Source organism: uncultured Methanobrevibacter sp., assembly GCF_937906425.1.
Taxonomy (GTDB): domain Archaea; phylum Methanobacteriota; class Methanobacteria; order Methanobacteriales; family Methanobacteriaceae; genus Methanobrevibacter.
In genome coordinates, this window is record NZ_CALCYR010000173.1 from 1 (window position 1) to 26,160 (window position 26,160).

At 33.2% G+C, this 26,160-nt stretch carries 9 protein-coding genes; 3 read left to right on the top strand and 6 right to left on the bottom strand.

Annotation, left to right across the window (positions count from 1 at the left end; translation table 11 throughout):
• The first annotated feature begins 120 nt into the window (after positions 1-120).
• Positions 121-1,611 (top strand): acetyl-CoA carboxylase biotin carboxylase subunit, encoded by a 1,491-nt coding sequence (locus Q0138_RS04835; protein WP_297981630.1) that lies wholly within the window; start codon positions 121-123, stop codon positions 1,609-1,611.
• A gap of 250 nt (positions 1,612-1,861) precedes the next feature.
• A complete protein-coding gene (locus Q0138_RS04840) occupies positions 1,862-2,773 on the top strand; it encodes a biotin--[acetyl-CoA-carboxylase] ligase (protein ID WP_297981631.1) in 912 nt (303 codons plus the stop codon).
• A gap of 366 nt (positions 2,774-3,139) precedes the next feature.
• Here Q0138_RS04840 and Q0138_RS04845 read toward each other — a convergent pair whose 3' ends face one another.
• The 6 genes from Q0138_RS04845 to Q0138_RS04870 all read right to left on the bottom strand — a co-directional run bounded on the left by Q0138_RS04845 (position 3,140) and on the right by Q0138_RS04870 (position 23,554).
• The gene (locus Q0138_RS04845) at positions 3,140-4,300 is read right to left on the bottom strand and encodes a TIGR03576 family pyridoxal phosphate-dependent enzyme (RefSeq protein ID WP_297981634.1); all 1,161 of its coding nucleotides are present in this window, start codon (positions 4,298-4,300) and stop codon (positions 3,140-3,142) included.
• Positions 4,301-4,579: 279 nt separating this feature from the next.
• On the bottom strand, positions 4,580-4,897 hold the full coding sequence (locus Q0138_RS04850; RefSeq protein WP_297981636.1) for a hypothetical protein: 318 nt from the start codon (positions 4,895-4,897) through the stop codon (positions 4,580-4,582).
• A gap of 526 nt (positions 4,898-5,423) precedes the next feature.
• The gene (locus Q0138_RS04855) at positions 5,424-10,415 is read right to left on the bottom strand and encodes a lectin like domain-containing protein (RefSeq protein WP_297981638.1); all 4,992 of its coding nucleotides are present in this window, start codon (positions 10,413-10,415) and stop codon (positions 5,424-5,426) included.
• Between the two features lie 359 nt (positions 10,416-10,774).
• A complete protein-coding gene (locus Q0138_RS04860) occupies positions 10,775-17,638 on the bottom strand; it encodes an Ig-like domain-containing protein (RefSeq protein ID WP_297981639.1) in 6,864 nt (2,287 codons plus the stop codon).
• A gap of 1,464 nt (positions 17,639-19,102) precedes the next feature.
• Positions 19,103-22,801: a lectin like domain-containing protein gene (locus Q0138_RS04865; protein WP_297981641.1), complete on the bottom strand. Its 3,699-nt coding sequence runs from the start codon at positions 22,799-22,801 to the stop codon at positions 19,103-19,105.
• A gap of 222 nt (positions 22,802-23,023) precedes the next feature.
• Positions 23,024-23,554 (bottom strand): FumA C-terminus/TtdB family hydratase beta subunit, encoded by a 531-nt coding sequence (locus tag Q0138_RS04870; protein WP_297981643.1) that lies wholly within the window; start codon positions 23,552-23,554, stop codon positions 23,024-23,026.
• 596 nt (positions 23,555-24,150) lie between these two features.
• Between Q0138_RS04870 and Q0138_RS04875 the strand changes: the two genes are divergently transcribed.
• Positions 24,151-25,968 (top strand): DUF2070 family protein, encoded by a 1,818-nt coding sequence (locus Q0138_RS04875; RefSeq protein WP_297981645.1) that lies wholly within the window; start codon positions 24,151-24,153, stop codon positions 25,966-25,968.
• Positions 25,969-26,160: the final 192 nt, after the last annotated feature.

Below are 26,160 nucleotides of genomic sequence, written 5' to 3' on the forward strand. Positions count from 1 at the left end.
TAAATCAAATAATAAATAATCAATTATTAAAAAAATAAGAATTCTTAATAAATCAAATAATAAACTACCAATTCAATTTATTAGAAATTTTAAAATAAAAATTATAAAAAGAGGTATAATATGTTTGATAAAGTGCTTATTGCAAATAGAGGAGAAATCGCTATACGTATCATGCGTGCTTGTCGTGAATTAGACATGAAAAGTGTAGCAGTCTATTCAGACGCTGATAAAACTTCTCTTTATACTAATTATGCAGATGAAAGTGTTCCCCTTGGAAATCCTTCACCTAGAGAGTCTTATTTAAACATTGACAAAATCATAGATGCTGCAATTCAAACTGGAGCAGACGCCATTCACCCAGGATATGGATTTTTGGCTGAAAATCCGGAACTTGGCATTCAATGTGAAAAAAATGGAATCAAACTAATAGGACCTAGTGGAGAGTCCATCAATCAGATGGGAGATAAGATCACCTCCAAAAGATTGATGAAAAAGGCTGGAGTACCTGTAATTGAAGGAACCGAAAAAGGAGTGACAGACATTGATGAAGCAATCAAGATTGCTGAAAATATCGGTTATCCCGTTATTGTAAAGGCTTCCGCAGGTGGTGGAGGAATCGGTATGCGTGCCGTTTATGAAGAGGACGAATTGGTACGTGCAATCGAATCCACACAATCAGTTGCTGCAACCAACTTTGGAGACTCTACAGTATTCATTGAAAAATACCTTGAAAAACCAAGACATATTGAGTTTCAGGTATTGGCAGACGAATATGGAAATACAATCCATGTAGGAGACAGGGAATGTTCCATCCAAAGAAGACATCAAAAGTTGCTTGAAGAGGCACCATCCCCAATCATGACTGAAGAATTAAGGGAAAGAATGGGAGAAAGTGCTGTAAAGGCTGCAGAATACATCGGATACACAAGTGCAGGAACAATTGAATTCTTATATGATCATGGAGAATACTACTTCCTTGAAATGAATACACGTATTCAGGTAGAACATCCAATTACTGAAATCGTTACAAATACTGATTTAATCAAGGAACAGATTAAAATTGCATGTGGTGAAGAATTGGAATATGCTCAAGAAGACATTAAGGTTAGCGGACATGCAATAGAATGTCGTATCAATGCAGAAAACCCTCTTGCAGACTTTGCACCAAACCCTGGTAAAATCACAGGTTACAGATCCCCTGGAGGACCAGGTGTACGTTTAGACAGTGGAGTATATATGAACTATACAATTCCTACATTCTACGATTCAATGATTTCCAAATTGGTAACCAGCGGACGTACAAGAACCGATGCAATCAATAGAATGAAAAGGGCTTTAAGCGAATACATTATTTTAGGTGTAAAAACCACAATTCCATTCCATAAGGCAATTCTTAAAAATGAATCCTTCCTAAAAGGAGACTTGCACACACACTTTGTGGACGAACACAAGAAAGGAATTGATGCTGAAATGGAAAAGGTTATTGAAGAAGACCTTGAAAGAGAAAACCGTATGAAATCCACATTCATGCCGGGCAAAAAGGTAGCTGCTATTTCAGCTACTGTTGGAACTTACTTCAATAGCGCTAAAGCTCAACAATTAAAAAAATAGAAAATAAATAAAACATATTATTAAATTAGCTTATTAAATTCAATTTAATAAGCAAAATATTTTATTTTATTTTATTAAGTAAAAAACTTTAATAAAATTAAAAAAAGTTAAAAAACATTTATAAAGTAAAAAAAACATTTATAAAGTTAAAAAACATTTATAAAGTAAAAAAACATTTATAAAGTTAAAAAACTTTTATAAAGTTAAAAAACTTTACTAAATTATTAAAATTATAACACAAGGGATTATAATGAAAAAAGAAATGATAAAGCTTTTAGTTAGTCATGATATAATTTCAGAAGAAGATGGTGAAAAAATAGATTCTATCAATGACGAACACATTGAAGAATTAATCAAGGATTTGGGTTTTGGAAAAACCGAACATATTACCAAGGAAAAAATTTCAGAAGGCCTTGAAACCAAATATTTAGGTAATGAAATTCTTTGTTTTAGAAAAGTTTTTTCAACCAATTCAATTGCTAAATTCTTGGCAAATCTTGGAGCTAAAGAAGGAACAGCTTTAATTTCAGAAATTCAAACCAATGCAAGAGGCAGATCAGGCAAGAAATGGGAAGCGCCTGAAGGCGGAGTATGGATGTCACTTATCTTAAGACCTGATGTCCCTCCAGCAAGAATAGGTTTAATCACTCTTGCAACCGGCGTTGCAATAGCAAAGGCAATAAGATCATTGGATGTTGATGCTAAAATCAAATGGCCTAATGATGTATTGATTAAGGGAAACAAGATTTCAGGAGTATTGACTGAAGTAAATGCTACCTTCAATCAAATAGAATATGTCGTTGTAGGCATTGGTATTGACAGCAACATCAAATTGGAGGACTTTTCCGAAGACATAAGAATAGGTACAACCACCTTAACTGAGGAATTGCCAAGCAAAACTGATGAAAATGAACTTATCAGCATATTCTTGAATGAATTTGAAGAAGTTTACGACCTTTATAAGGCTGGAGAAATTGAAACAATTCTTAATGAATGGAGACAATTGTCTGACACTATTGGAAAATATGTAAACATTACCCAAACAGGTGGAAAAATTACCCAAGGTTACGTTGTTGGAATAAATAACGAAGGAAGCTTGATTATTGAAAAACAAGACGGAACCTTAGAAAAGATTATCTCTGGAGAATTAAGAACCATTTAAGAAAAAAAGAACAATTGCCTTAATTAAAATGATTATTGGCAATTGAATTAAAATCAAAACATTAATAAAATGAAATTAATTTTTCATTTTATTACCTCTTTTTACATAATATTTATTGAAATAGTTTAAAATTAAAAACCACTCATTTTACTCAAAAATTTATTAAAATAGTTTAAAATTAAAAACAACTCTTTTTACTGAAATTTTAAACTAAAAAATTAGAGAAATATTAAAAAAATTAAAAATTATTAAAAATTATTAAAAATGATTAATAATTAATAAAAATAAGAAAAATAATTAAAAAAAGATTAAAAAAAATAGAAAAATAATTAAAAAGTATTAAAACTATTAAATTTGTTGGTTTTTTTAATAAAATATTAGGCTTTTAGATTTTTCAATGTCTTTGGAAGTTTCTAAAAGCATTTCAAAGGATTTTACCACCTTTTCATACAATTCATTTAAATCCATATCAATTATGTCCTTGGTGGACAAGTCAAAACGAATTGTTGCAGATGCACCAGGCATTCCAACTGCAGGAATTGTAATTATGCCAAATTCCTTCAATAAAATCATTCCCCAAAGGAAACAGAAGTCCTTGATAGAAAGTTCACTTTCAATTCCCAATCCATCCAACTGCTCAGCTAAAGACTCCTCATTAACCATAACCCCTGTAGGAGTCTTTTCAAACATATCATAGTCCATTGAAAGCAAGCCATAAAACTCATCCTTTTTGGCAAATGCCTTGATCAGATTTTCCTCACTGTAATTTTTTATACCATTAACCATGGCCAAAATCAAAGGAGCCTGAGCTTCAAGACCAAATTGAGTCGCCTTTATCTTCACCTCATCAATAAGGTCTTCCCTACCTGCCATAAGTCCACCGCGAGGACCTGACATTAGCTTATCAGTGCTTGTAACAACCAAATCAGCTCCCAAGTCACAAGCCCTTTTCTGATTGAAAACAGCAGTCCTGAGCCTTGCACCGGAAGCGTCATCCACTAAAACAGGAATTCCCTTATCATGAGCCATTTCTATTATTTTCCTAAAGAGGCCCTCATCAATGACCTTATGATCCATTGTGGAACCTGTTACAACAACAAGGGAAGTGTTTTCAGGAATATTGAACTTTTCAATATCTGTAAACTCATCATAACTAGCTCCAACTAGACTGCAGGACCTTGGAATAGATGGATGAGCTGGAAATTCGGCTAAAAAATGACTTACATGATCCCCCTCTTTTACAAGAGCAAGAACACTTGCAAGAATACCTGAACTTGTTCTGTTTACTGCAAGAACCTTTTCACCGCCAAGATGTTCATTTCCTACAATCTGAAGTTCATCCTCAAAGATAGCGGGACCAACATAGGTTTCAAGAAGATTCAATTCAGAATCACTTGCAATAAAAGCACCTGAAAGTCCTGTTACATCATATAAGGAGTTTCTACCTTTAGTATTAATAATTTCCTTAATGATTTTAAGAGCAGACTCCCTTTTTTTAACTTCATCCAATGAGTTATTTACAATCATGATAAAACCTTAAAAATAGAATTAATAAAAATAAATAGATTTCCAATAAAAACAATGAAAAAATAAAATAAAATAAAATAAAATAAAAAGTAAAACAATGAGATTTTTGAAAAAATAAAAAGAATTGATTTGAATAGAAAAAAATGAAAAATAATTTAGACTAAAAATTAATTAATTTAGACTAAATTTAATTAATTTAGACTTAAAATTAATTTTTTTGAATTAAATTTTAATTTATTAGATTTAAAATTTTAATAATTTAGACTAAAAATTAATAATCTAGTCTAATAATTGTAATTTGAAGTCAGAGAATGACTCAATAATAACTTTTAAATCCTTTTCACTAATGTCTACAGAAGCAAATTCTTCTCCTTCAGAATAAGCAAATTCTGCAAATACAATATTTCCATCAGGATTAGTGTATAAATTAATCATGTCTTCCTGTTTTTCTGGATTTTTAGTAGGTAAACTGATAGTAAATGAAAGACCTAATTGATTGAAGAATTTTTCCTTTTCCTCTTCATCCTTATTACATTTTTTTAATTTTCTAATTCTTGATTTAAGTTTTTTCTCAGCTGCTTCACCAATATCTGCCATATTATCACCTTAATTTCCATAATGATTTAATCAAATTAAAACTTAAGAATAATTTAAATTATGCCAATTAAGAATTAAAAACAATATAATTAATAATAAAAAGAATTTAAATTATTTATTTTTAATATAAATTAAAAAAATTACTCTAATAATTCATTATTATAATATAAAATATTAATTTAATTAACTACTATGATATTTAAAATCGTTAATATATATACTTTTTTCATATTTAAAAAAAATAGGCATAAAATAGGAATAATTTCAAATAAAAAAACAATAAAATTAGAACTTAAAAAAAATGGAAAAAAATTAATTAAATTAGAACTTAAAAAAAAGAATAAAAAAACAATCAAAATTAGAACTTAAAAAAAGAATAAAAAAACAAGTGAAATAAAAACTTAAAAAAATAGAAAAAATAGAAAAAATAGAAAAAATAAACTAAAAAAATAATTAAAGAGTCACTAATTTAAAAAGAACAAATATATAAAATTCCTCATAAATAATGGCCCTTAAATTAATTAAATTAATTTACCTTAACTTTAGCAGTTAAACTACTGTCCCCATACAGGAGGCTTGATGCAAATTTGCAAACAACAGTAAAATTCCCTACTTGGCTAAACTTCAAGTAAACAAAACCATTGCTGTCAGTTGTTTTTGTATAAGTTTTTCCATCAACTGTAAGGGTGACCTTAGTATTCTTAATGGCCTTATTGTCACTTGTTTTAAAGCTTACAGCAAAATTACTGTTTTTACTTATGCTGGTCTGATTTGCCTTAATTATAGGCTTAATCACTTTCACTGAAATTTTCTTGCTTGAAGCCAAATAAGATCCATCCCCTGCATAACTGATTGTTGCAGAATAGTTTCCGGAAGCAAGTGTAATGTCCATACTTGCAATTCCCTTGGAATCTGTTGTCACTGTATAAATCTTGTTTGCCAAAGTGACATTCAAATCCCTGTTTGCCAAAGGATTATTCAACTCATCCTTCAGACTTATTGAAAGCTTGGATGAATTGAGATAATACTTAATTAGATTTGCAGCTCCAATGCTTGTAGCAAGACTTTCAACATTGATATTGTCAATTTGAGAGTAGAAACCGAATTTGCTCTTATCAGCAAAGCTTGTGTTTATATCGTAATCTCCGGCCTCAAGGGAAGTCTGAATATTTGCCCTGCCTGAATCGTCAGTAATTCCAGTGTATCTTGTTTCATTGATTATGGATACAAGACTTACATTTGAAAGGGGATTGTTTTCATAATCATAGGCTGTAAAGCTTAAGAGGCCTCCGGCCTTGATAGAATCTGTTTCCAATTTGATTACAGGATTATGAATACTTATATTAAAAGATTTTGATGAGCTTCCTATATTTTCATAAGGGTCAAAGACAACCATTCCAAAGTATTCCCCTTCCTTAAGGTCAACAAATCTCAAGCTTACATAACCATTTTCATCTGATATGAGATTATAGACAAATCTGATTCCCTTAAGTCTATCACCGTAAACGATTACCTTTACAGGCTTATTTGCAATTGATTCGCCATTTTCATAGCTGACCCTTGCAGACAATCGTGTGCCGTTATTATAATACTTATCAATATTGGCCACCTCAATCTTGGTGGAAATACCTGTGATTGAAAGGATTACAGGATTGAAATAGCTGTCATAATACTCATCATCATCAGTCAATTCACCTGAAACGATATAGTTTCCAACAGTTAAATTGGATAATCTTGCAACACCATTCTCATCAGTTCTAACATCGTATACTGTAGTCTTTCCATATGCATCCCTAAAGCTTATCCTCAATAGCTTGTCCTTTAGGACCATAAAGTCACGGTTTACAAGACAAACGGTAAACTCATCAGTCAATCCAAGAAGATCATCACCGACAAGAATTACAGGAGCCTTTCTCTTGCTTACATTTACATCCACCTCAATATCGCAAGGGGCATAGAGTTCATCACCGCTGAAGATGAATTCAATATCATAAGCGCCTTGGGTCAGATTAAGATTAAATCTGGCAATTCCATTTGAATCTGTTTGTAAATCAATATACCTGTCCAAATCCTTATAATGGATTGAAACAGCGCTATCTGCAATTGGATTGTTTAAATTGTCCAAGAGGGCAATTTGAATTTCCTCATTTGAAACTGAGAATATTGAAATCAATCCATCATATTCATCCACAAAATGAGTGAGCCTTCTTCTTACCTCAACATCAAAGCTAGCCCTTGAAGCTTCAAACTCCTCATCTCCCTCAAATAAGACAAGATATGTATAATTTCCCTCAGCGAGATTCAATTCAAAGCTGACGGTACCGTTTTTATTTGTAGTGAGTGATAAAATCTCTCCACCTTCCAAGCGAATATTTATGTCCTTATCAGCAATTGGCCTGTTTAATGCATCAAGCAAGGTAATTAAAACTTCATCACCTGATTTTGACAATGTGGAGACCAGACCAATATCAAGGAACTTGGTCAATCCGGAATAGTAGAACTTAAAGGATTGGTAATTGGAATCTCCAACATTGAATCCTGAACTTTGAACCAATGCAAAGTTTTCAATCTCATCAAGTTTTTCACTCATGTAGATGCTGATTTTTAAAACTGCAGATTCTCCTGCATCAAGGCTGTCCAAAGTCCAGACATTGTCATACATGTCAAATGAACCCTTTGAAACAAGAATCAAATCATCAGGATAAATGCTTTCATCCAAGAAAAGGGAAACATTGATTCCCTCAATGAAATCGCCTACATTTGTAAGGTTGTATGTCACTTCAATAAGATCTCCCTTAAAGAACAATGAAGCGTTGCTTGTAATGTTAAGTACAAGATTTCCAGCATATGCAGTATATGCCTTAAGACAGACATTTGTCTTGTATAGGGTATGGTTTCCGATTAGATATTCATATAGCTTGATAACATTAGTGTTTTTGGATATGTCATACCATGTTTCACCATCAGGACTAATGTAGGACTGTCCAAGGCTTGCACTTGCCTTGCTTGAATATCCGCTGCGTTGGGACTCGATTGCAACAGGGAACTTAGAGTCAGGACTTGTTATCTTTATGTTGATTCTGAATATGTCTCCAAGTTTTAAGGCAATGAGTTCATCAAGCTTAATTGTGTGATATCCTGTACCCTTTACCTCATTGCTTTGGCTATGTTTCAATTCACCGTTTACAAGAACTTCAGAGTAAACTGTAGAATCTCCAAAGGAATAAAAACCGAATGCGCTTAATGGATTGTCACTTGTAGCTGTAAACTGGTTTGCAAACCATGCAGTGTTTGAATTGTATCCTACAGACTCAAAAGTGTTTCCCAATATGTCATATTGGTAAATGTCCTTGTAGTTTGTCACATTTTCCACATTGGTAAAAGCCATTGCGGAAATGGTGTCAATTCCCAAACCTGCAAAGGTCTTGTCATAATAGGATATGTACCAGTAACCGCTTTCCCCATAGCTTGTACCCCAACTGTTCTTGATGATGAAAGCTCCATCTCCAGGAGGGCTTACGCTGCCGAACTTGCTTGCAGGATAATTGTCATCCCAACCTACAAGAGTGATTGCATGATTGCTGTATTCAGGCCAATCTGAATAATAGCTTGTATGATATTGGAAATAGCTGTCTGAATAGATGGTTGTGTATAGGGCACCATATTTCATGATTGCAAACTTAATCTCATCATTGTCAAGGTATCCTAAACGCATTGGAACATAGACAACGTCCTGAACATGCTTTACACGATCGAGAGTATAACTGGACCTTGAGCTATAGCTGTTGAATGGATCATCTGTCTCATTGATAGGACCGCTCCAACGTAAAAGGTATGCAAGTGACATGATGTGGTTTCCGCCATCATCCCAGTCTGTACCGTTTGTACCATAATAACCCATTACATTCCTTACATTTTGTTCAGAGAAGTCATAGCTCACACCCTCGGTTTTCATAAGATAGGATTCAAGAGCGGCAAGGGTTGCAAATGCCCAGCAGGAACCTGTTGAACCTTGGTCAGATACAGGACTGACCAATCCCTCATCCCTTAAATCATAGGAGGAAGGCAATTCAATTGAACCGTCATTGATTTTAGTGATAGTCATCTGGTCCTCAAGACATAAGAGAAGCTCACCTGCATCAATGGACTTGTAGAAATTATTTTCCTCCAGATTTCCAGATGCGATGAAATTTCCATTCATGTTATAAATGCTTTCCTCATCAAGTGAAATGCCTAACGCACTGTTGTTTTTGATTGTGTTGTTTTCCACATCAAGCAATGCCCCTTGGTGTGCAATGGCCAAACCAAAGCTATAATCCCCATTAAGGACATTTCCTTCAATTGTGGAATTGATTACATAAGTGTTATGACCTTGCCAAATGGCAATTGCTCCACCCATTGAATAGTTGGACTTGATTGTATTGTTTATGAATGATGAGTTTATAACGTTTAAAAATCCTGAATAGCCATAGATTGCAGCCCCTGAACCGAAAGTCGCATCAATTGTATTGTTTATGAATTCTGAATTGTAGACACTTAAGCTTCCCATATAGTTGTAGATTGCTCCGCCATAGGAATCCTCATCACCAGTAGCCTTATTGTTGATGAAGGAACAGTTGTAAATCCTCATGTCCCCTCCATCGTTAAATACAGCTCCCCCATAAGCGTAATATGTTGAATAGTAGGAGGCGGTTTCAACTGCAGAGTTTTCCTTAAATATAGTGTTTACAAGATTTACATAACTTCTGTTTGAATATAAAGCTCCACCACTATCTGAACTTCCTTTAGACAAGGTAAGATTGAATATGTTTACATATAAGTCATTTGACTTGACATAGAGAAGTTCATTTGAAGTCTTAATGCTTAAAATTGTATTCAATGCACTTTCACCAATGATGTTTACACTCCTGGTTATGCTGAGATAATTTGAAAGCTCATACAAACCGTCTGCAATAAACAGGTTTCTTTTGCTAGAGCTGTATCCATTGATCAGCTTGGAAAATGCAGTGTTTACAGTCTTGTATGGATTTGCCATAGTTCCTGATTCAGTTGAACCTGTATATGAGGCGTTTACAAATATTGTATTTGAATCTGTAAAGTTAATTCCAAGATCTGTAAAACTTGTATTTAAATCCGGAGTGATAATCTTATCTGAAGACAGTTTTGAATTAGAACTTGAATCAGATGAATATTGGATTGGTGAATTTAAATTGGAGTCTGAATCAGTTTCTGAATCAGAATCTGAATTAGAATCAGTTTCTAAATTAGAATTAATATTAGAATCTGAATTAAAATTAGAACTTGAATCAGAATCAAAATCCCTTAAATCTGTATCATTTGTTCTAAAAAGAGATACAATTTTAGCATCATAATCATTTTGAATATTTTCATTAATTTCAATATTAGCTGAATCGTCATCAACAATAGAATCTGCACTTACATCACTAGCAAAGGAGGCAGAAATTGATATTAATGCAATCAATAATATTGAAACAATAAAAAGCTTTTTAAATTTCATTTAATCCCCAATTGTAAAAAAAAATATTAATTTTTAGAATTTATAATCATTATTTGAATTTTAAAACAATCTTAATTAATTTAAAAAATTTAAAAGATTTAAAAAATTTAATAAATCTAAAAAATTTATAAATTTAAATTTAATAAATTAAATAAAAATTAAAGAAAAAAATAAAATTCAAGGATTATTAAAACCCTTGAATTTAATTTGATTAATTCAACTTAATTTAAGCTAAACTAAGTAAATTTAAACTAATCTAACTTAAATTTAAACTAATCTAACTAAATTTAAGCTAATTTAACTAAATTTAAACTAATCTAACTAAATTTAAGCTAATTTAACTTAATTTAATTTAACACTTAACTTAACTTTAAAGTGCTTTTAACACTAACTGCCTTATACCTTTCGTCTCCTGCGAATTTGGCTGTGAAAGAATAGGTTCCTTTCTTGGAAATGCTTACCTTAACTGTAGCAACACCTTTAGCGTTTGTACTTGCTGTGTAGGTTTTTCCATTTACAGTGAAAGAAATCTTCTTGCCGCTTATTGCAGTTCCTCTTGAAGTCTTGAATGTAGCGGTTAGTGTTTTTGTTTTTGCACTTGCCTTGTAGGTCTTCTTGGCTGTTGTAAGTTGTACAGGCTCTGGGTTTACTGTGATTTTAGCTACAGCAAAGCTTGCATTATAGCTTTCATCTCCCAAGAAGCTTATTGCAAATGTGTATCCTCCCTTTACGCCAAGGTTGATTTGTGTTTTTGCACTGCCCTTTTCATCTGTTGTGTAAGAGTAGACATGACCGTTGAAACCTACAACTATTGGCTTGTTTGCCAATGCCTTTCCATTGGAGTCCACCAATTGGAAATTGAAGTATTCCCCATTTCTGCCGTCAAGAACAGTGTTGATTGCATTTGTAGTCATGTTTGCACAAAGGATTTCACTTGCAAGTTTTTCAGGAAAGTTTCCGCCTATAGGAACATAGGCGTCAGATCCGCTTGTAGCGCTTGTTACATCAAAGAGGAATGGATTCATGCCGCTTTCCAAAGTGTTTTTGCTAACGTTTATCACATTTGTTGGAGAGAGGACTCCCCTTTCACTTTCAAGTTTCAAGACAGTGATTGATTCGGCTGAAACACCATCGGCAGTGCTGAGGGCATTGTTTAGAATGTTTATTTCAGGAACTTCAATCATTAAGCCGCTGCCATTTTCAGCAATTGCAGATACAAGGACATCATTTTCTCCTAAAATAAAGTCAATGCCATCGATTGTGACATTTTCAACACCTGCAGAGACTGGAAGTATATTGAATATTGGATTTCCATCATTTGCACTTGCAATGCTTGCTCCATCAGCCGCAATTGTAATGTTTTTGGTAATATTGATGTTTGAAACATCTGTGTAGTCATAGTCACCTAAATTAATGATGTCACCAGGATTTGCCTTATCTATTGCAGTTTGAATATCCAATGCATCATTTCCTGTATGGGTAACATTGCTTTCTCCAGGACCTGTCTCATTTTCATCACTCTGGTTGGTATCGTTGTCATCCCCGTGAACAAGGACTGTAATATTGTCTGAAAGGATTGCAACATCATAGGTATCGTCACCTAGATAGAACAATGTAATCGGATATTCTCCAACATACAATATAGGATCCATCTTGACTGAAGCCTTACCATTTACAAGGCTTATGTTTTTGTCTTGACCATTAAAGCTCATTAAGACATTTGCATTCAGACCTTGGCCATTTACATCAACAAGACCGATTTCAAGAGTGAATGAATCGTCAATGTAAACTACAGTGTTTTCAAGACTTAATGCAACTGAAACAGGTCTTATGTCAAAGTCTGTAGAGTTTTCACTTGGAAGATATGAATCGTCTCCCATATATTCGGCCTTGAGAAGGTAATTGCCCTTGCTTAATGAAAGGCTTAGGACACCTTCACCATTTGTTGACTGATTAATATAAGTGGTTTGGCCCTTTCCGTCAATAAGTGAAATCTGCAATGGAGCGGATGCTATAGGCAAATTGTTTGAAATGTCCATTAAAACAATCCTCAATTGGTTATTTGTCAAATCAAAGAGAATGTCTGTAGAGAATTTGCCGATTGCAAAGTCATATGTGAAGTTTGTTCCTAAATAGCTTCCTTCACCTAAATAGCTTGCCTTGATTGTGTAATTTCCAACAGCTAAGTTCTCAAATGCAATTTGACCCTCATCATCAGTGCTTTGATTAATGAATGAGGATTTTCCATTTTCAATAAATTCGATTTCAACCATTGCATTGGCCATTGGATTCTCATTATTGTCAATCAACTTAATGATTAAACTGTCTCCAGCCAATTTTGGATCATTTTCCACCGCAAATTGGGTTGTGTTGAGCTTGGTTGCAATTAAAGTACCTTTCTCTTCAATGAACATGCCTTCGCTTGAACCTGTGTATACACCGCCGATTTTATATTCGCCAATATCAGGAACAATATAGTCATAAATTGCAATTCCCTCTAAAACCTCACAGCTTGAGGAGTTAAGGCTTCCGTCAACATAGAACCCTACATATCCTCCGCTTATTGGATTGCCCATGTCATCTGTGACATTTACAAAGAGTGTGTAAGTTGAATTCTCTCCTAATGAGTAATAGACAGTCTCTGCATTGAGGAATTTAAGGTAAACCCTTGATGTGGAATAGTTGTTGTAGATGTAGCTGGCAGTTTCTGCACTTGCATTATCCATCACATTGTTTTTAAGGTTTAAAATACCGTTATTGAATATTACTCCGCCGATTGCTCCTGCAGCAATGTTTTTAAAGCTTGAGTTTTCCAATTCCATATATGTGTACTCATCGTCATTGGATATTGCTCCACCATTTGTTGTGGAACTGATGTTTTCAAATTCACAGCCAGTGACAAAGAGCCTTCCAATGTAATCCACATAGGAATAGCCGTCAAATACCTCTTCACCGAAATTGTATATTGCGCCACCGAGAGCTGAGGATATATTGTAGAATTTGACATTTGTAATTGTACAATTGCTTAAACCGTTTGAAATGGCTCCTCCCCATTCTCCGGAACTACTGTTGATTATGCTGCAGTTTTCTAAAAATCCAGTAGAGATCCTGTAATAACCTGCATAGATTGTACCCCCTTGGAATTCAGCATAATTGTTTTTAAATTCGGAATTGTTGAGGATATAGGTTTCAATATTTTCAACGACTGTTTCACCATCAGTAGTTGATGAAGTTGTTGTACTGTAGGAAGGTACAAGGAAACATGCTCCTCCCCATCCTGCACTGCTGCCTTCAATGCTTATATTATCACAGGTTAAGTAATCTCCAGAGTATATTGCTCCGCCTGATATCTCTGCAGTGTTATTAATAAATTCACAATTGATCAATGTAGTGTTTACAACAGTGAAAAGAGCTCCTCCTGAACCCATTTCATCTCCTGCTGCAATATTGTTGATGAAGCTGCAGTTTTCCATAATCAGATAGTTTGAACTGTAACCTGCAGCATAAATTGCGCCTCCAACATCAGATACTGTGTTGTCCCTGAAGATGGTATTTGTGATTATGACAGTTCCGGTCAAGGATTCAGTATTGATTGCAGCGCCTGAAATACCGTAATTGCTTTCAAAGGTACAGTTATTGATTTTCATGTCTCTCCAGTTCATGATAGCACCGCCGTGCCATTTTGAACCGGTATCATAATTTGTTTCACTGTTGTATCTGAATATGCAGTTGTTTGCTATGAAGTAACCGTCATTATAGATTGCTCCACCATATTCATCAGTGGAATTTTCAATAATCACATTTTCAAGGGTCAATTGGGAAGGCCTGTGATTGTAATCTCCATAGAACTGATAAGCAATGTTAAACAATCTGCCGTTTAAACCTGCCAAGACAAGATCTCCAAGATTTTCTGCCCTGATTGTAAGGTTTTTATAAATATGGTCCATTCTGCTACCGATTGCAACTTCCTCATAGGAGTATGCGCCTGGAATGGCTGTAAGAACATCTCCTTCCTCTGAAGCATCAACAGCATCCTGTAATGTAAAGTAACCATTCTCACCGATAAACCAGTAGAATTGGGTAACCTCCAGCACAGCTGTTTTAATGCTTAAAGGATAGGAGCTGTTTGAACCTGCAAAGCTACCTGAAACAAGATAACTGGCCAAAGTTTCATTAGTGTTATAGCTTATCTTGACAAAACCCTCATCATCTGTAGTTCCGCTTGATATGACTCTATCATCAAGAGTAAACTTAACTACTCCATTTGCAATAGGATTTCCCATATCATCTGTTAAAAGAGCGTAAAGTTCAGTTTGACTGTCATGATTTACCATTACGGTCTTATTGTCAAGGAAAGTAATGTTGGCATTCATGAAAGCGTTATTTGTATAGATTGCATTAGCTGTATTGTTTTCCATAATATTGTTTGAAAGTGTCAATGCAGCATATCTTCCATAAATTGCAGCACCATTTTGAGCCCTGTTGTTTGTGAAATTATTGTTTCTGATATAATCCTTTACATTTAATCCATATGCATAGATTGCTCCACCATCTCCTGAAGCCACATTCAAATCAAATACGTTTGAATTGATGCTTGTTGATGCGGATAATCCGGAATAGATTGCAGCACCCTCTTCTGAAGCGGTATTTGCAATGAACTGACTGTTTGCAATGTTTACATCAGAACGGTTATTTGCATCAATATAAATTGCTCCACCCTTTTCTGCACTGTTTGCCTCAAATATGCATCCGCTTAAGCTTAGTGAATCTCCAACATAGATTGCTCCGCCTTCATTATATCCATCATAGGCGTTGGCATGATTGTTTGTAAAATTGGAATTTGTGATTGTCATTGATGTGAAATCAGAGTAGATTGCAGCTCCGCCAAGAATGTCAAAGTACCAGTCATAATAGTTATAATCCTCATCAAGACTGTTGTTATCAAAGACTGAATCAATAATTGTCAAGCTTCCTGCAGCACCGCAGTCAGCAAAGATTGCACCTCCGGCAAGTGAAGTGGAATTTAGAATGCGGGTTTGGTTTAGCTTAAGGAAACCTGCATCCAGGTAAATTGCTCCCCCTTGTCCCTTTTTAAAGAGATCATAATCATCAAAATCATCTTCATAGTTTGGATTTCCATTTGCCAATGTGATTGTCTTCAATTCAATATTTGCATTGTATGCTGAAATGACAAATATGCGGCCGTTGTTTTGACCGTCAATGATTGTTTGCTCCAAGTCCTCACCGATAATGGTGACTGTATCTTCAATCAAGAGATCCTTTTCATTATAGGTTCCCTTTTTAACATAAATTGTATTTTTAGTGCTTGTGACAGATTCCAATGCCTTTGCAATGGTTTGATAAGGTGAAGCTTCAGTTCCGCTACCTGTATAGTCATTACCATTTGTAGCAACATAGATTACGCTGGAATCGTCACCTAAAATGTCAAAGCTAATTGTTTCAGTCAGCCCAGGAGTGTAAACATTGATTGTTTCCCTTCCTGTATTTGCAGCAATATAATTGGAACTTGCCAATCCATTTACTGTAGCGACCGGATTTGAATCAAAGGATCCAATGTCTGAGCTAAGGCTGATTTCAATTTCAGGCAAACTTGTATCGAGACTGTAGATCTCATTTCCATCAGTGTACTTTGTCAAGTCAAAGCTGAAGAGATAGTTCCTGTTAATGATTACCCTATTTGTGTCAGCCCCAATGTCAAGAATTACATAATTAGTTATTGTGGAATTTTCACTGACTCTTGAGCTGTCAGGCTTTTCATTAGTTCCCCAGAAGTTATATTCAAGGTTTTCAGCCTTTTTGGTATAGACGTCACTTACATTAGTTCCTGAATTGCCGCTGAATATGCAGTAGTTGATTCTTGTTGCATCAAGGCCTCCGGTAGTTGTGTGAACTCCAATTGCGCCATAGCTTGAGGAACAGTTGATGAAACTTGAATGCTCAATTACAGCATTTTTTGCATAACTTACTGAAATTGCTCCTCCAGTTGTTCCCTTACAATTTATGAAATTGGAATTGTTGACCTTCAACAATGCAGTTCCGCCGTAATAGGTTGAAATTGCACCTGCATAATTACCTGAACAGTTGATAAAGTCACAATTTTCAACAGAAAGGATTTTGCCGGAAGTTGATGACATTTTAATAGGTGCATAATAAGCTGTTCTTGGACCTTTTGCATTTATGAATGTTAAGTTGGAAAGAGAAACTGTGCCGCCAAATTCAAAACCGTAGGAAGCTCCTGCAAAGTCAAGTATTGCACCAGGCAATCCTACAATGTTTAAATCATATTTATAGTCATTGTTAGCCACATAATCAACTGTGTGAACTCCTTCAGTAAGGACAATGGTACAATTCTGTTTCATTTGAGCGACCAATTCCAAAGCCCTTTGCACTGTGTATAAAGGATAGTCAGGATGTCCGCTCCCATCCAAGTCACTTCCATTAGGAGAAACATAGATGGTGTTGTTTTCAACTGGAAGAGCAGAGCCCTGCTCCACATAAACATATACATCAACAGGATCAGGCATTAGCTCATTATCCCACAACCTAAGGAACCTTTCATCAGTACATGATATGGTAAATACATAAGGTGCATCCCTTGGACTGAGGTTTGGGAAGAATGTAATGTCCAGACTGAATATTCCGTTGCTTCCAAGGAGGAAATTTGCACTGTGAACGGCATCATCATCTCCAATATATGAATAGGTCAGGTTAAGGGCACCAGGGAAAGGTTTTCCCAGATAATTGCCTATACAGTATACAGTCCCATTGATATAAGCACTTTTTGGAGTTATCATGGTGAGATTGTCGTAATCTACACTGATTCCTTCATCAACATTAACTCCGCTGCCTAATGATTTAGAATCCTTTGATTGAATCAAATCAGAGGTGATTAAATTATCTGATTGGATTGAATCAGCATCATCTGATTGGATTGAATCAGAACTGACTTGATTAGAATTAGAACTGAATTGATTAGAATCAGAACTGAATTGATTAGAATTAGAACTGAATTGATTAGAATCAGAACTGAATTGATTAGAATCAGAATTCTCAATATCAACACCGATTAAATCAGAATTGGAAAGATCCAAATCTCCGACAATATCAGTTTGATTGTCTAAATCACTAGCAAATGAAGAAGGAATTAGCAAAATAAGCATTAATAAAACACTTAATAAAAGTAAAATTTTTGAATTCTTCATAATATCGCCTTTTTAATCAATATTGAGTACTTTTATTTAAAATAAGATTGAAATAAAACTTATTAAATCCTAAAAATTAATTAAATAATCTTAGAACTCTTTAAATTAATTATTTTTGAAAATCTTTTAAAATTTTATTTGAAATGCTTTAAACTTGAAATTTTTGTTTTAAATACTTTAAAAACTTAAAGAATTTTGTTTTAAATACTTTAAAAACTTGAAATTTTTGTTTTAAATACTTTAAAAACTTGAAAAATTTTAATTTTAAAATTAACTTTTAAATTCAAATCAAAACTCTTAAGTCCAATAAAAACTTTAATCATTCCAGGAATTGTTTTGATTAAAAAACAAAATTAAATTATCATATTTTATAAATGCTCGCCTAATGTATATAATAAGTCTACTATCGCATAATAGTAAAAGAATTATAATTCGATTGTCAATCAAAACTAAAACCAATAAAAGAAAGTTTAAACGAGGAAAAAAGCAAAAGATATAATCAATTTTTAAAACGATACCTAAATAATTACACTTTTAATAAAAATTTATCCAATTTTTTAAGATATCCCTTACGAAATGAAAAAAAAGTTAAAATAAAAAAATATTTTTCACCAATAAGATCTCATTTTATAAAAATCCTAAAATTATTCAATTAATTTAAAGAATTTTAACAAATTTTAAATACAAAATACAGATTTAAATTAATTTCAATAGCTGAAAATCAATTAAAAACCAAAACTAAGATTAACAATTAATCCAATAGCTAAAAATCAATTAAAAACCAAAACACGGATTAAAAATTAATTTCAATAGCTAAAATAAATGAAATCAAGTTAAATCCCCTAAAAATTATTTTAACTAAAACTCCCAAATACTATTCAACAACATTAGTATTATCTTCAAATTATTTTCATTAAATAAAAATAATTCGAAGGTTAATATAATACATAACAATATATTTTTTTGCTTTATACAATATAAATAATTTACTAAATAAATCGATTGAGATACTTTTACCTATCAAACTTAACCCAGTAAATAATAATAAACTAAATCAGCATCAAATATAATGTTATTTAAAAAAATAATAATATTAAAAATTTTCTAAGACAAAATAAAATAAAATTAGGATTATTTTTAAAAAACAAGAAAGCGTAGGATTAATTAAATGAATATGATGAATCTAAAAAGAGAAAAAAACTTGATAAGGAAATGATATTAACATTCGAAAATATGTTTTTTTAAAACGAGAAAAATTAATGAAAAAATCAAAAAAATAGGCAAAAAATATGATAATAACATGATAATATCATTTTGAAAAAAAGGGAATAAAATGCTTAAAATTTAAAAAGAATAAAATTAAGAATTAAAAATAGAAAAGAACTAATAAAAATAGAAAAGAACTAATAAAAATAAAAAATAAGAATTAAAAATAAAAAAATAAAGAGAAAAACTCTCCAAAAACTATTTTATAAGCAATTTAGCTGTTTTAGTAACAGCCCCATAATAAGTGTTGCCAGCAAACTTAACTGTAAAGCTATAAGTCTTTTTAGAAGACAAACTAACCTTGACTGTAGCAATTCCCTTTGAATTGGTAGTTCCAACATAAGTCTTTCCATTTAAAACAAAGGAGATCTTTTTACCCTTAACAAGATTTCCATGATTGTCCTTCAATGTTGCAGTTAAGGTCTTTGTCTTGGCACTTGCCTTATATGACTTGTTTGGAACAGTCAAACTCATCACTTTTGGAATAACACTTATCCTAGCCACTGCAAAGCTTGCATAATAATCCTCATCACTTAAGAAACAGATTGCAAAGGTATGATTTCCAATTTCCTTAAGGTTAATCTGAAGACGTACACTTCCATTTTCATCACTTGTCAAATTATAGATATGGCCATTGAAACCTATTTGAATAAGCTTCTTTGCCAATGGCTTTCCATTAATGTCCTGAAGCGTGACATTGAAGTATTCTCCAACCCTTCCCTCTGTTGCAAGGAAAACAGACTGTGTAGTCATGTTCTGATAAATAATCCTTGTATACATCCTATTGTATAACTTAAGGGAAGCTGAAACATTCTCATTAAGGCTGACAGTGGAACTGTTTGCTGAAACCTGGATGATTGTAGCATTGGTCTTTTGAAGAAGAATAAACAATTCAAGAACTGCTGAATCTCCCCCATTCAACTTATCAATATACCAAACATTATCCTTAAAGCTTGAATTTGTTGAATTGCTTGGAAGATCCATGCTTGATTTTTCAACGCTAAGACCATTGTCCAATTTTAAGCAAACAAATACATCCCTTGCAGCATTTGCCCTGTTTGTAACTGTAACATTAAGCTTTATAGTGTCATTATTCTTGAATGAGGATACATTTGAACTAAGATTCAATTCAAGCTCATCCATATACTCTGTATAAACCTTAAGACAGACGCTTGCATTATTCAACCTATAAGGATAGGAGTCCTCATAAAACTTCATGACCCTATTGTAGGAATAATTGTAGAGATCATACCAATTGACCCCGTCAGGACTTACAAAGGACTGATTGAAATTGCTGCGCGCCAATGATGAATAACCGCTATAGTTTGTTCCAATAGCTATTGGAAAAGTCGAACTTGGAGTGGTCAGCTTAACAATTATCCTGAAGCTGTCCCCCCTTTTTACACTTATAAGCTTGCTCAATTCAATTGTATGATAGCCTGCACCCTTTATGCTTCCGCTTGAAGTGTAGACAGATTTGTTGTTTACAGTAATGTTTACCGCATATGTGGAATCTCCAAAGGTGTATAATCCAAAGGCCTTTAAAGGATTATTGTTTTCTGCAGTGAACTGATTTGCAAACCATGCTGTACTGCAACTGTATCCGAGGGACTCATAAGTGTTACCATAAAGGTCATGCTGATAGATTGTACCATAATAGCTTGAGTTTTCAACTGACTCTATTGCAAGTGCAGAAACCGTTTCAGTTGAAGCTGCAAATGAAGCGTCATAGTATGAGATATAGTAATATCCGGAATATCCTGAATAAGGACCCCAACTGTTTTTCAGAATAAATGCGCCGTCTCCAGGAGGGCTGTTTGGAAAATTCTCCCTTGAGAAATTGTCATCCCAGCCAACAATTGCCAATGCATGATTTGCCAAAATCGGAATGACTGAATAAGCATTCATGTTTTGCCTTAAGACTCCGGAATACAATGAGGTATACACTGCACCATACTTTAAGATAGCCAATTTAATTTGATTATTGTCCAGATATCCTCTGCGCAAAGGCATGAGAAGAACATCGGTAACATCCAAAACCTTTTCAAGGCCGGTGATTGGAGATTCTGTTGCAGAGGAAAATGGGTCATCACTTTCATTTACAGGGCCGTCTCCCCTTAAAAGATATGCAAGAGCCATGTAATAGTTTCCTCCATCACCCCATTCAGTACCATTTTCACTGTCAGGACCCATCATGTTTTTCATATTGTTTTCCGATAGGCTATAACTTCCATTTTCAAACTTCAATAGATAGGATTCCAAAGCGGAATAGATTGCAAATGCCCAACAGGCACCTGAACTGCCCTGATTCTTAACGGCAGTAGTAAGATTCAATGCCCTTAAATCATAGGAGCTTGGAATAGCTGATAAATTCAGCTCATTTAGAATGCTTGAATAGTTTAATGTGTCAGATACAATCAACTGATCCTCAATTGCAAGCAATACATCATCCTTTTCAGTCTTGATTGAATTGTTAATGAACTTTGAATTATTGATTGAATAAATTCCATTCATGTTATAGACTGTGGAATTTTTAGAGGCGATTCCACCTGCATAATTGTTTGAGATTGTGGAATTGATGATTCCAAGCAATGTTCCCTTATTTGAGATTGCTGAACCATAGGTATAGGTTCCGCTAATGCTGTTATCGGCAATTGTGGAATTGACAACATAGACATTGCGGCTTGCCCATATGGAAATTGCTCCGCCAAGGGAGTAGGAAGATTTAATCATGTTTCCTTTAAGGCTGGAATTGAAAATGCTTAAATATGCCCCTTTTGTAAATATTGCGCCCCCAGTTCCATAGGTTCCATTAAGATAATTTCCAGTGAATTGGGAATTGAATATGCTCATATCACCAAGATCCAATGAAATTGCCCCTCCAAAGACCTCATGACGATTGGAATTTGAACTGACGGAATTGTTAATGAATTTTGAATCGATTATTCTTATTATGCTGCTTTCAGCATAAATTGCTCCACCATAACCTGTTTCCGTAGTTTCCAAATCAACATAGGCAGTATTGTTGATAAAGCTTGAATTATAGACATTCAAATGAGCATTATTTATTGAAATAGCTCCGCCAGTCACCTTGGAATGCTTATTGGATGTAAGTATATTTCTGAAATTGGAATTTATGATATTGATATAGGACTCTCCGCTAATGCGAATAATCGGATATGATGAGGTCCTATTACGTGTAAAGCTTAAGTTTATGAAATTTATGCAATTGCTTGAATACATTGTAAATAGGCTTGAAGTTCCATTTGAGACAAGGATTGTATTTGATGAATCCTCTCCAATGATTGAAAGATTCTGGTCAATGTAATTATTTGAGGATGTGACATAGCTTCCCTTGGCAATATAAATGTTTTTAACAGTTTCATTTAGATAATAAAATGCATTGTCAAGGGTCTTGAAAGGATTTGCCTTGGTACCGCTCTCATTTGTTCCTGTAAAAGATCCATTAACGTATAATGTGTTTGAATCATTTAAATCAAATGTGGGAATGACAAATGTGGAATTCAAATCAGGCAGACGAGTTCCATCAGAGGAAAACTGAGGATTGTAATTGAAATTTGAGTCTGGGACAGAACTGGAAGATATTGTGTTTGAATCAATGTTTGAATTGGATTGTGAATCAGAAATCAATTTAGAACTGGATTCAATATCTTCGATTAAACTAGAATTAGACCCTAAAGACCCATCACTTAAATAATTAGACTCTTCAATGACAGAGCTCAAATATCCATCATTTTCACTAATATCTTCTAAATCAAGACTATCTACAGAAGTTTCATCACTTATATCAGCCTGTAAATTATTTTCAGCCGCAAAACTCACTGGAATAAGTAAAAGACCGATTAAAATGACAAAAACTAAAATTTTCGATTTCATTAATTTCATCTCTAAAAAGAACTTATTTAATTTAAAACTGAATTAACTCTTTTTTTAAAAATTATTTTATTTAAAACTGAATAAAATTTTAATAAAAATTATTTTATTTAAAACTGAATAAAATCCAATTAAAAATCTATTTATTTATTTAATACTGATAAAACTTTTATAAAAATTTTTTTATTATAAATATGAATTAAATCCTAATAAAAATTATTTTATTTAATCATAAAGACTATTTCCATGATTGTCCATAGCTACAATCAAAGGACCAAATTCAGTTACATCCAAATCCCAAATAGCTTCAGGCATTCCTAAATCCAACCAATTTACTCCCTTGATTTCATTAATCTTATCAACATATAAGGCTGCACAACCTCCAGTTGCAACAACATAAAGCGCATTGTTTCTCTTTAATGCTTCACGGACAGTGTCATCCATTCCGCCCTTACCGATAATTATCTTTGCACCCATGTCCAAAACATCTGCCTCATATGGATTCATTCTCATTGAAGTGGTTGGACCAACTGCTACAATATTATATTTTGTATCGCCATCGATTTCCTCTTCCTGAATGATGGGGCCTGCATGGAATAGAACCGCTCCTTCAATATCGCATGGAGCTCCTTGCTCCAAAATCCTTTTATGAGCCTGATCACGTGCAGTCAATATCTGACCGGAAATTGTAATAACATCTCCAGCCTTTAAATTATTTATATCCTCATCAGTAATTGGAGTGTTTAAATCAATCATAAATTCACCTTCTCATTGCTAACACTTAAAACATTCCTAAAATATCATAAATTAAGAATTAAAACCAATCTAATCTTAATAATAAGTTTTCAAAAAATATCATAAACTAAGAATTAAAACCATTTAAATCTTAATATTTAATTATTCAAAAAATATTATTGGTTAAAATTTTAAATAAATTGGCTTATAAATTTTAAATAAATTAGCTTATAAATTTAAAATTAAATTGGTTTATAAATTAATCAATATACTTATTTATCTAAACAAATATAATATATTTTGTAAATTTAAAAAAATTATCAAAAAAATTCCTATTTTGAATTTAATTGATTAAAAATCAAATAAAAATTATTTATGGAATTATTCGGTTTTTCAATAATAATCTTTATAATTCTTAATATATAATAGTTATATTGGGAAAATAGGTTTAAGAAATTATTTTTTAAAAATTATCTTAAATTAAAAAAATTAATTTAAATTTAAAAATAAATTCTTAAAAATTTCTTAAATTAAAAAAATTAATTTAAATCAAAAATTATTTATTAAATGTTAATAATTGTTTCAGAATTATAAAATTTAAGATTTCGAGGTAAAATATGTCCAGTATGAGTAGTGTGGCAGGACTTTCAAAATATATCAGAACTCTTCCTAAGGCTAAAACTTCAATACTAATAATTATAGTAATGAGTTTCATTATAGGTTCTGCCTTATTTTTCGTAAAGCCGGTAATAATAGGCAGCGGATTGGAGAATTTCCTCTATGGCGGAGCATTTGGTTTTTGCGTATTTGGAATACCTGCCCTGATTTGCGGTTCAACAGATCAAAAATGGGTTTATACCCTGAAGGGAATAAACCTGAAGGCAAAACATTCAATGTTCCTGGCACTTGTTTCAATGACCATTGCAGGAATTTTCAGTTTTATTGGAACCTTAAGCGGCCATTTCTTCCACCAGGACTTTTTCGTAAACTCAATCCTCTTCGGCGCTGTGCTGGTATTTGCATTCAACATTCTCGTATTGTGGAGTACAACCAGAATACGATTCATAAATGCAATGATAATTTCAATCATACAGCCATTGCTCATGACTGGAATGCTTATCATAAGCACATTCCTAAGCAATGTGGAAGCCGCATTTGAACTTGGAATCCTCGGAACATTCCTTAAGGTAATCATTGCAAGCATAGTCTTTGTGCTATTCATCTATTCATTTATCCAAATAGTGGAATCTCCAATGAGAAAGAACCTTGGATTTGGAGCATTGGAAATATTGAGTTTCTTTATTTCACACATGAATGAAGGTTCAAAGTCAATTGAAATGCTATTTGAAAATGTGGGAGAAAGTATTGATACATTGGTAGGTGTTGTAAGCTTTAAACGTCCTGATGGAAGTATTAAAGCATTATTCATCAGCCCTTGTGTTCACCCAGGACCTCTTGGAGAAATCGGAGGTTCAAACATGCCTACAATCCTTGCAAACAGTTTCGATAACTTTACAATGGTTGCACATGGACCATCAACCCATGACTTCAACCCTGTTTCAAGTGATGAAATCATAAAGATTGAAAATGCTGTCAGAAAGGCATTGGATAATATGGAATACAGTGACAAGGCAAGTGAATTCATTAGATATTCCCATAAAAAGGCAAATATAGGCATTCAATTCTTTAAGAATGGTTCAATCATGCTTTCAACATTTGCCCCTTCAGGAAGTGACGACATTGAATTTGCAGTCGGACTTACAACAATGATTGAAAGCCAGAAGGAACTGGATATTGATAACCCTATCCTTGTAGATTGCCACAATTCATTCAATGCCGAAAAGGGAGGGGTTCTTCCAGGAAATCCTGAACTTTTCCAACTCTTGGACACAATAAAAATTATTGAAGCATTGGACCTTGAGCACAGCATCAAGATTGGTTGCTACCATACCGATTTAGGGGATTTGGACAAGCACCATGGAATTGGTGAAAGCGGCCTTAAGACAATGGTGATTGAAGTAAACAATCAAAGAACAGCTTATATACTCTTTGACTCAAACAATATGGAACTTGGATATAGGGAAACCATATTCAATGCTGTAAGTGACATGGACATTGATGAGATTGAAGTCATGACAACTGACACACATACAGTTAATACCTTATCAAACGGTTACAATCCGGTTGGAACAGTTGAAAAGGAAAAGATCATTGAATACATTAGAATTTCAATTGAAGAGGCAATCAATGACCTGGAGCCTGTTAGCGCAGGAACAGGAATGGAAAGAATTGAGAACCTTAAGACATTCGGTCCTAACAATTCAACTGAACTTATTTCAACAATCAGTTCAATTGTATCTGTAAGTAAAATAGCTGCACCTTTAATATTCATTGTAGCTATAATCTTTGTATTGTTATGGTTATTTGTATTTTAATTCTTAAAATACATTTAAACCAATTTTATTAAAAAAAATCATTTATTTTTAAATTTTTAAAATTATTAATCATTACTCTTTTTAGCTAATTTTAACTAAATTTAACTAATTAATTATTTTTTTACTGTTTTTAACTATTTTTAACTATTTTTAACTATTTTTAACTATTTTTAACTATTTTTAACTATTTTT

What these genes read in the sequence shown, in the direction of transcription:
- Q0138_RS04870 (WP_297981643.1), bottom strand. Translation starts at nt 23,554, where the DNA reads ATGATTGATTTAAACACTCCAATTACTGATGAGGATATAAATAATTTA.
- Q0138_RS04845 (WP_297981634.1), bottom strand. Translation starts at nt 4,300, where the DNA reads ATGATTGTAAATAACTCATTGGATGAAGTTAAAAAAAGGGAGTCTGCT.
- Q0138_RS04865 (WP_297981641.1), bottom strand. Translation starts at nt 22,801, where the DNA reads ATGAAATCGAAAATTTTAGTTTTTGTCATTTTAATCGGTCTTTTACTT.
- Q0138_RS04855 (WP_297981638.1), bottom strand. Translation starts at nt 10,415, where the DNA reads ATGAAATTTAAAAAGCTTTTTATTGTTTCAATATTATTGATTGCATTA.
- Q0138_RS04840 (WP_297981631.1), top strand. Translation starts at nt 1,862, where the DNA reads ATGAAAAAAGAAATGATAAAGCTTTTAGTTAGTCATGATATAATTTCA.
- Q0138_RS04860 (WP_297981639.1), bottom strand. Translation starts at nt 17,638, where the DNA reads ATGAAGAATTCAAAAATTTTACTTTTATTAAGTGTTTTATTAATGCTT.
- Q0138_RS04835 (WP_297981630.1), top strand. Translation starts at nt 121, where the DNA reads ATGTTTGATAAAGTGCTTATTGCAAATAGAGGAGAAATCGCTATACGT.
- Q0138_RS04875 (WP_297981645.1), top strand. Translation starts at nt 24,151, where the DNA reads ATGTCCAGTATGAGTAGTGTGGCAGGACTTTCAAAATATATCAGAACT.
- Q0138_RS04850 (WP_297981636.1), bottom strand. Translation starts at nt 4,897, where the DNA reads ATGGCAGATATTGGTGAAGCAGCTGAGAAAAAACTTAAATCAAGAATT.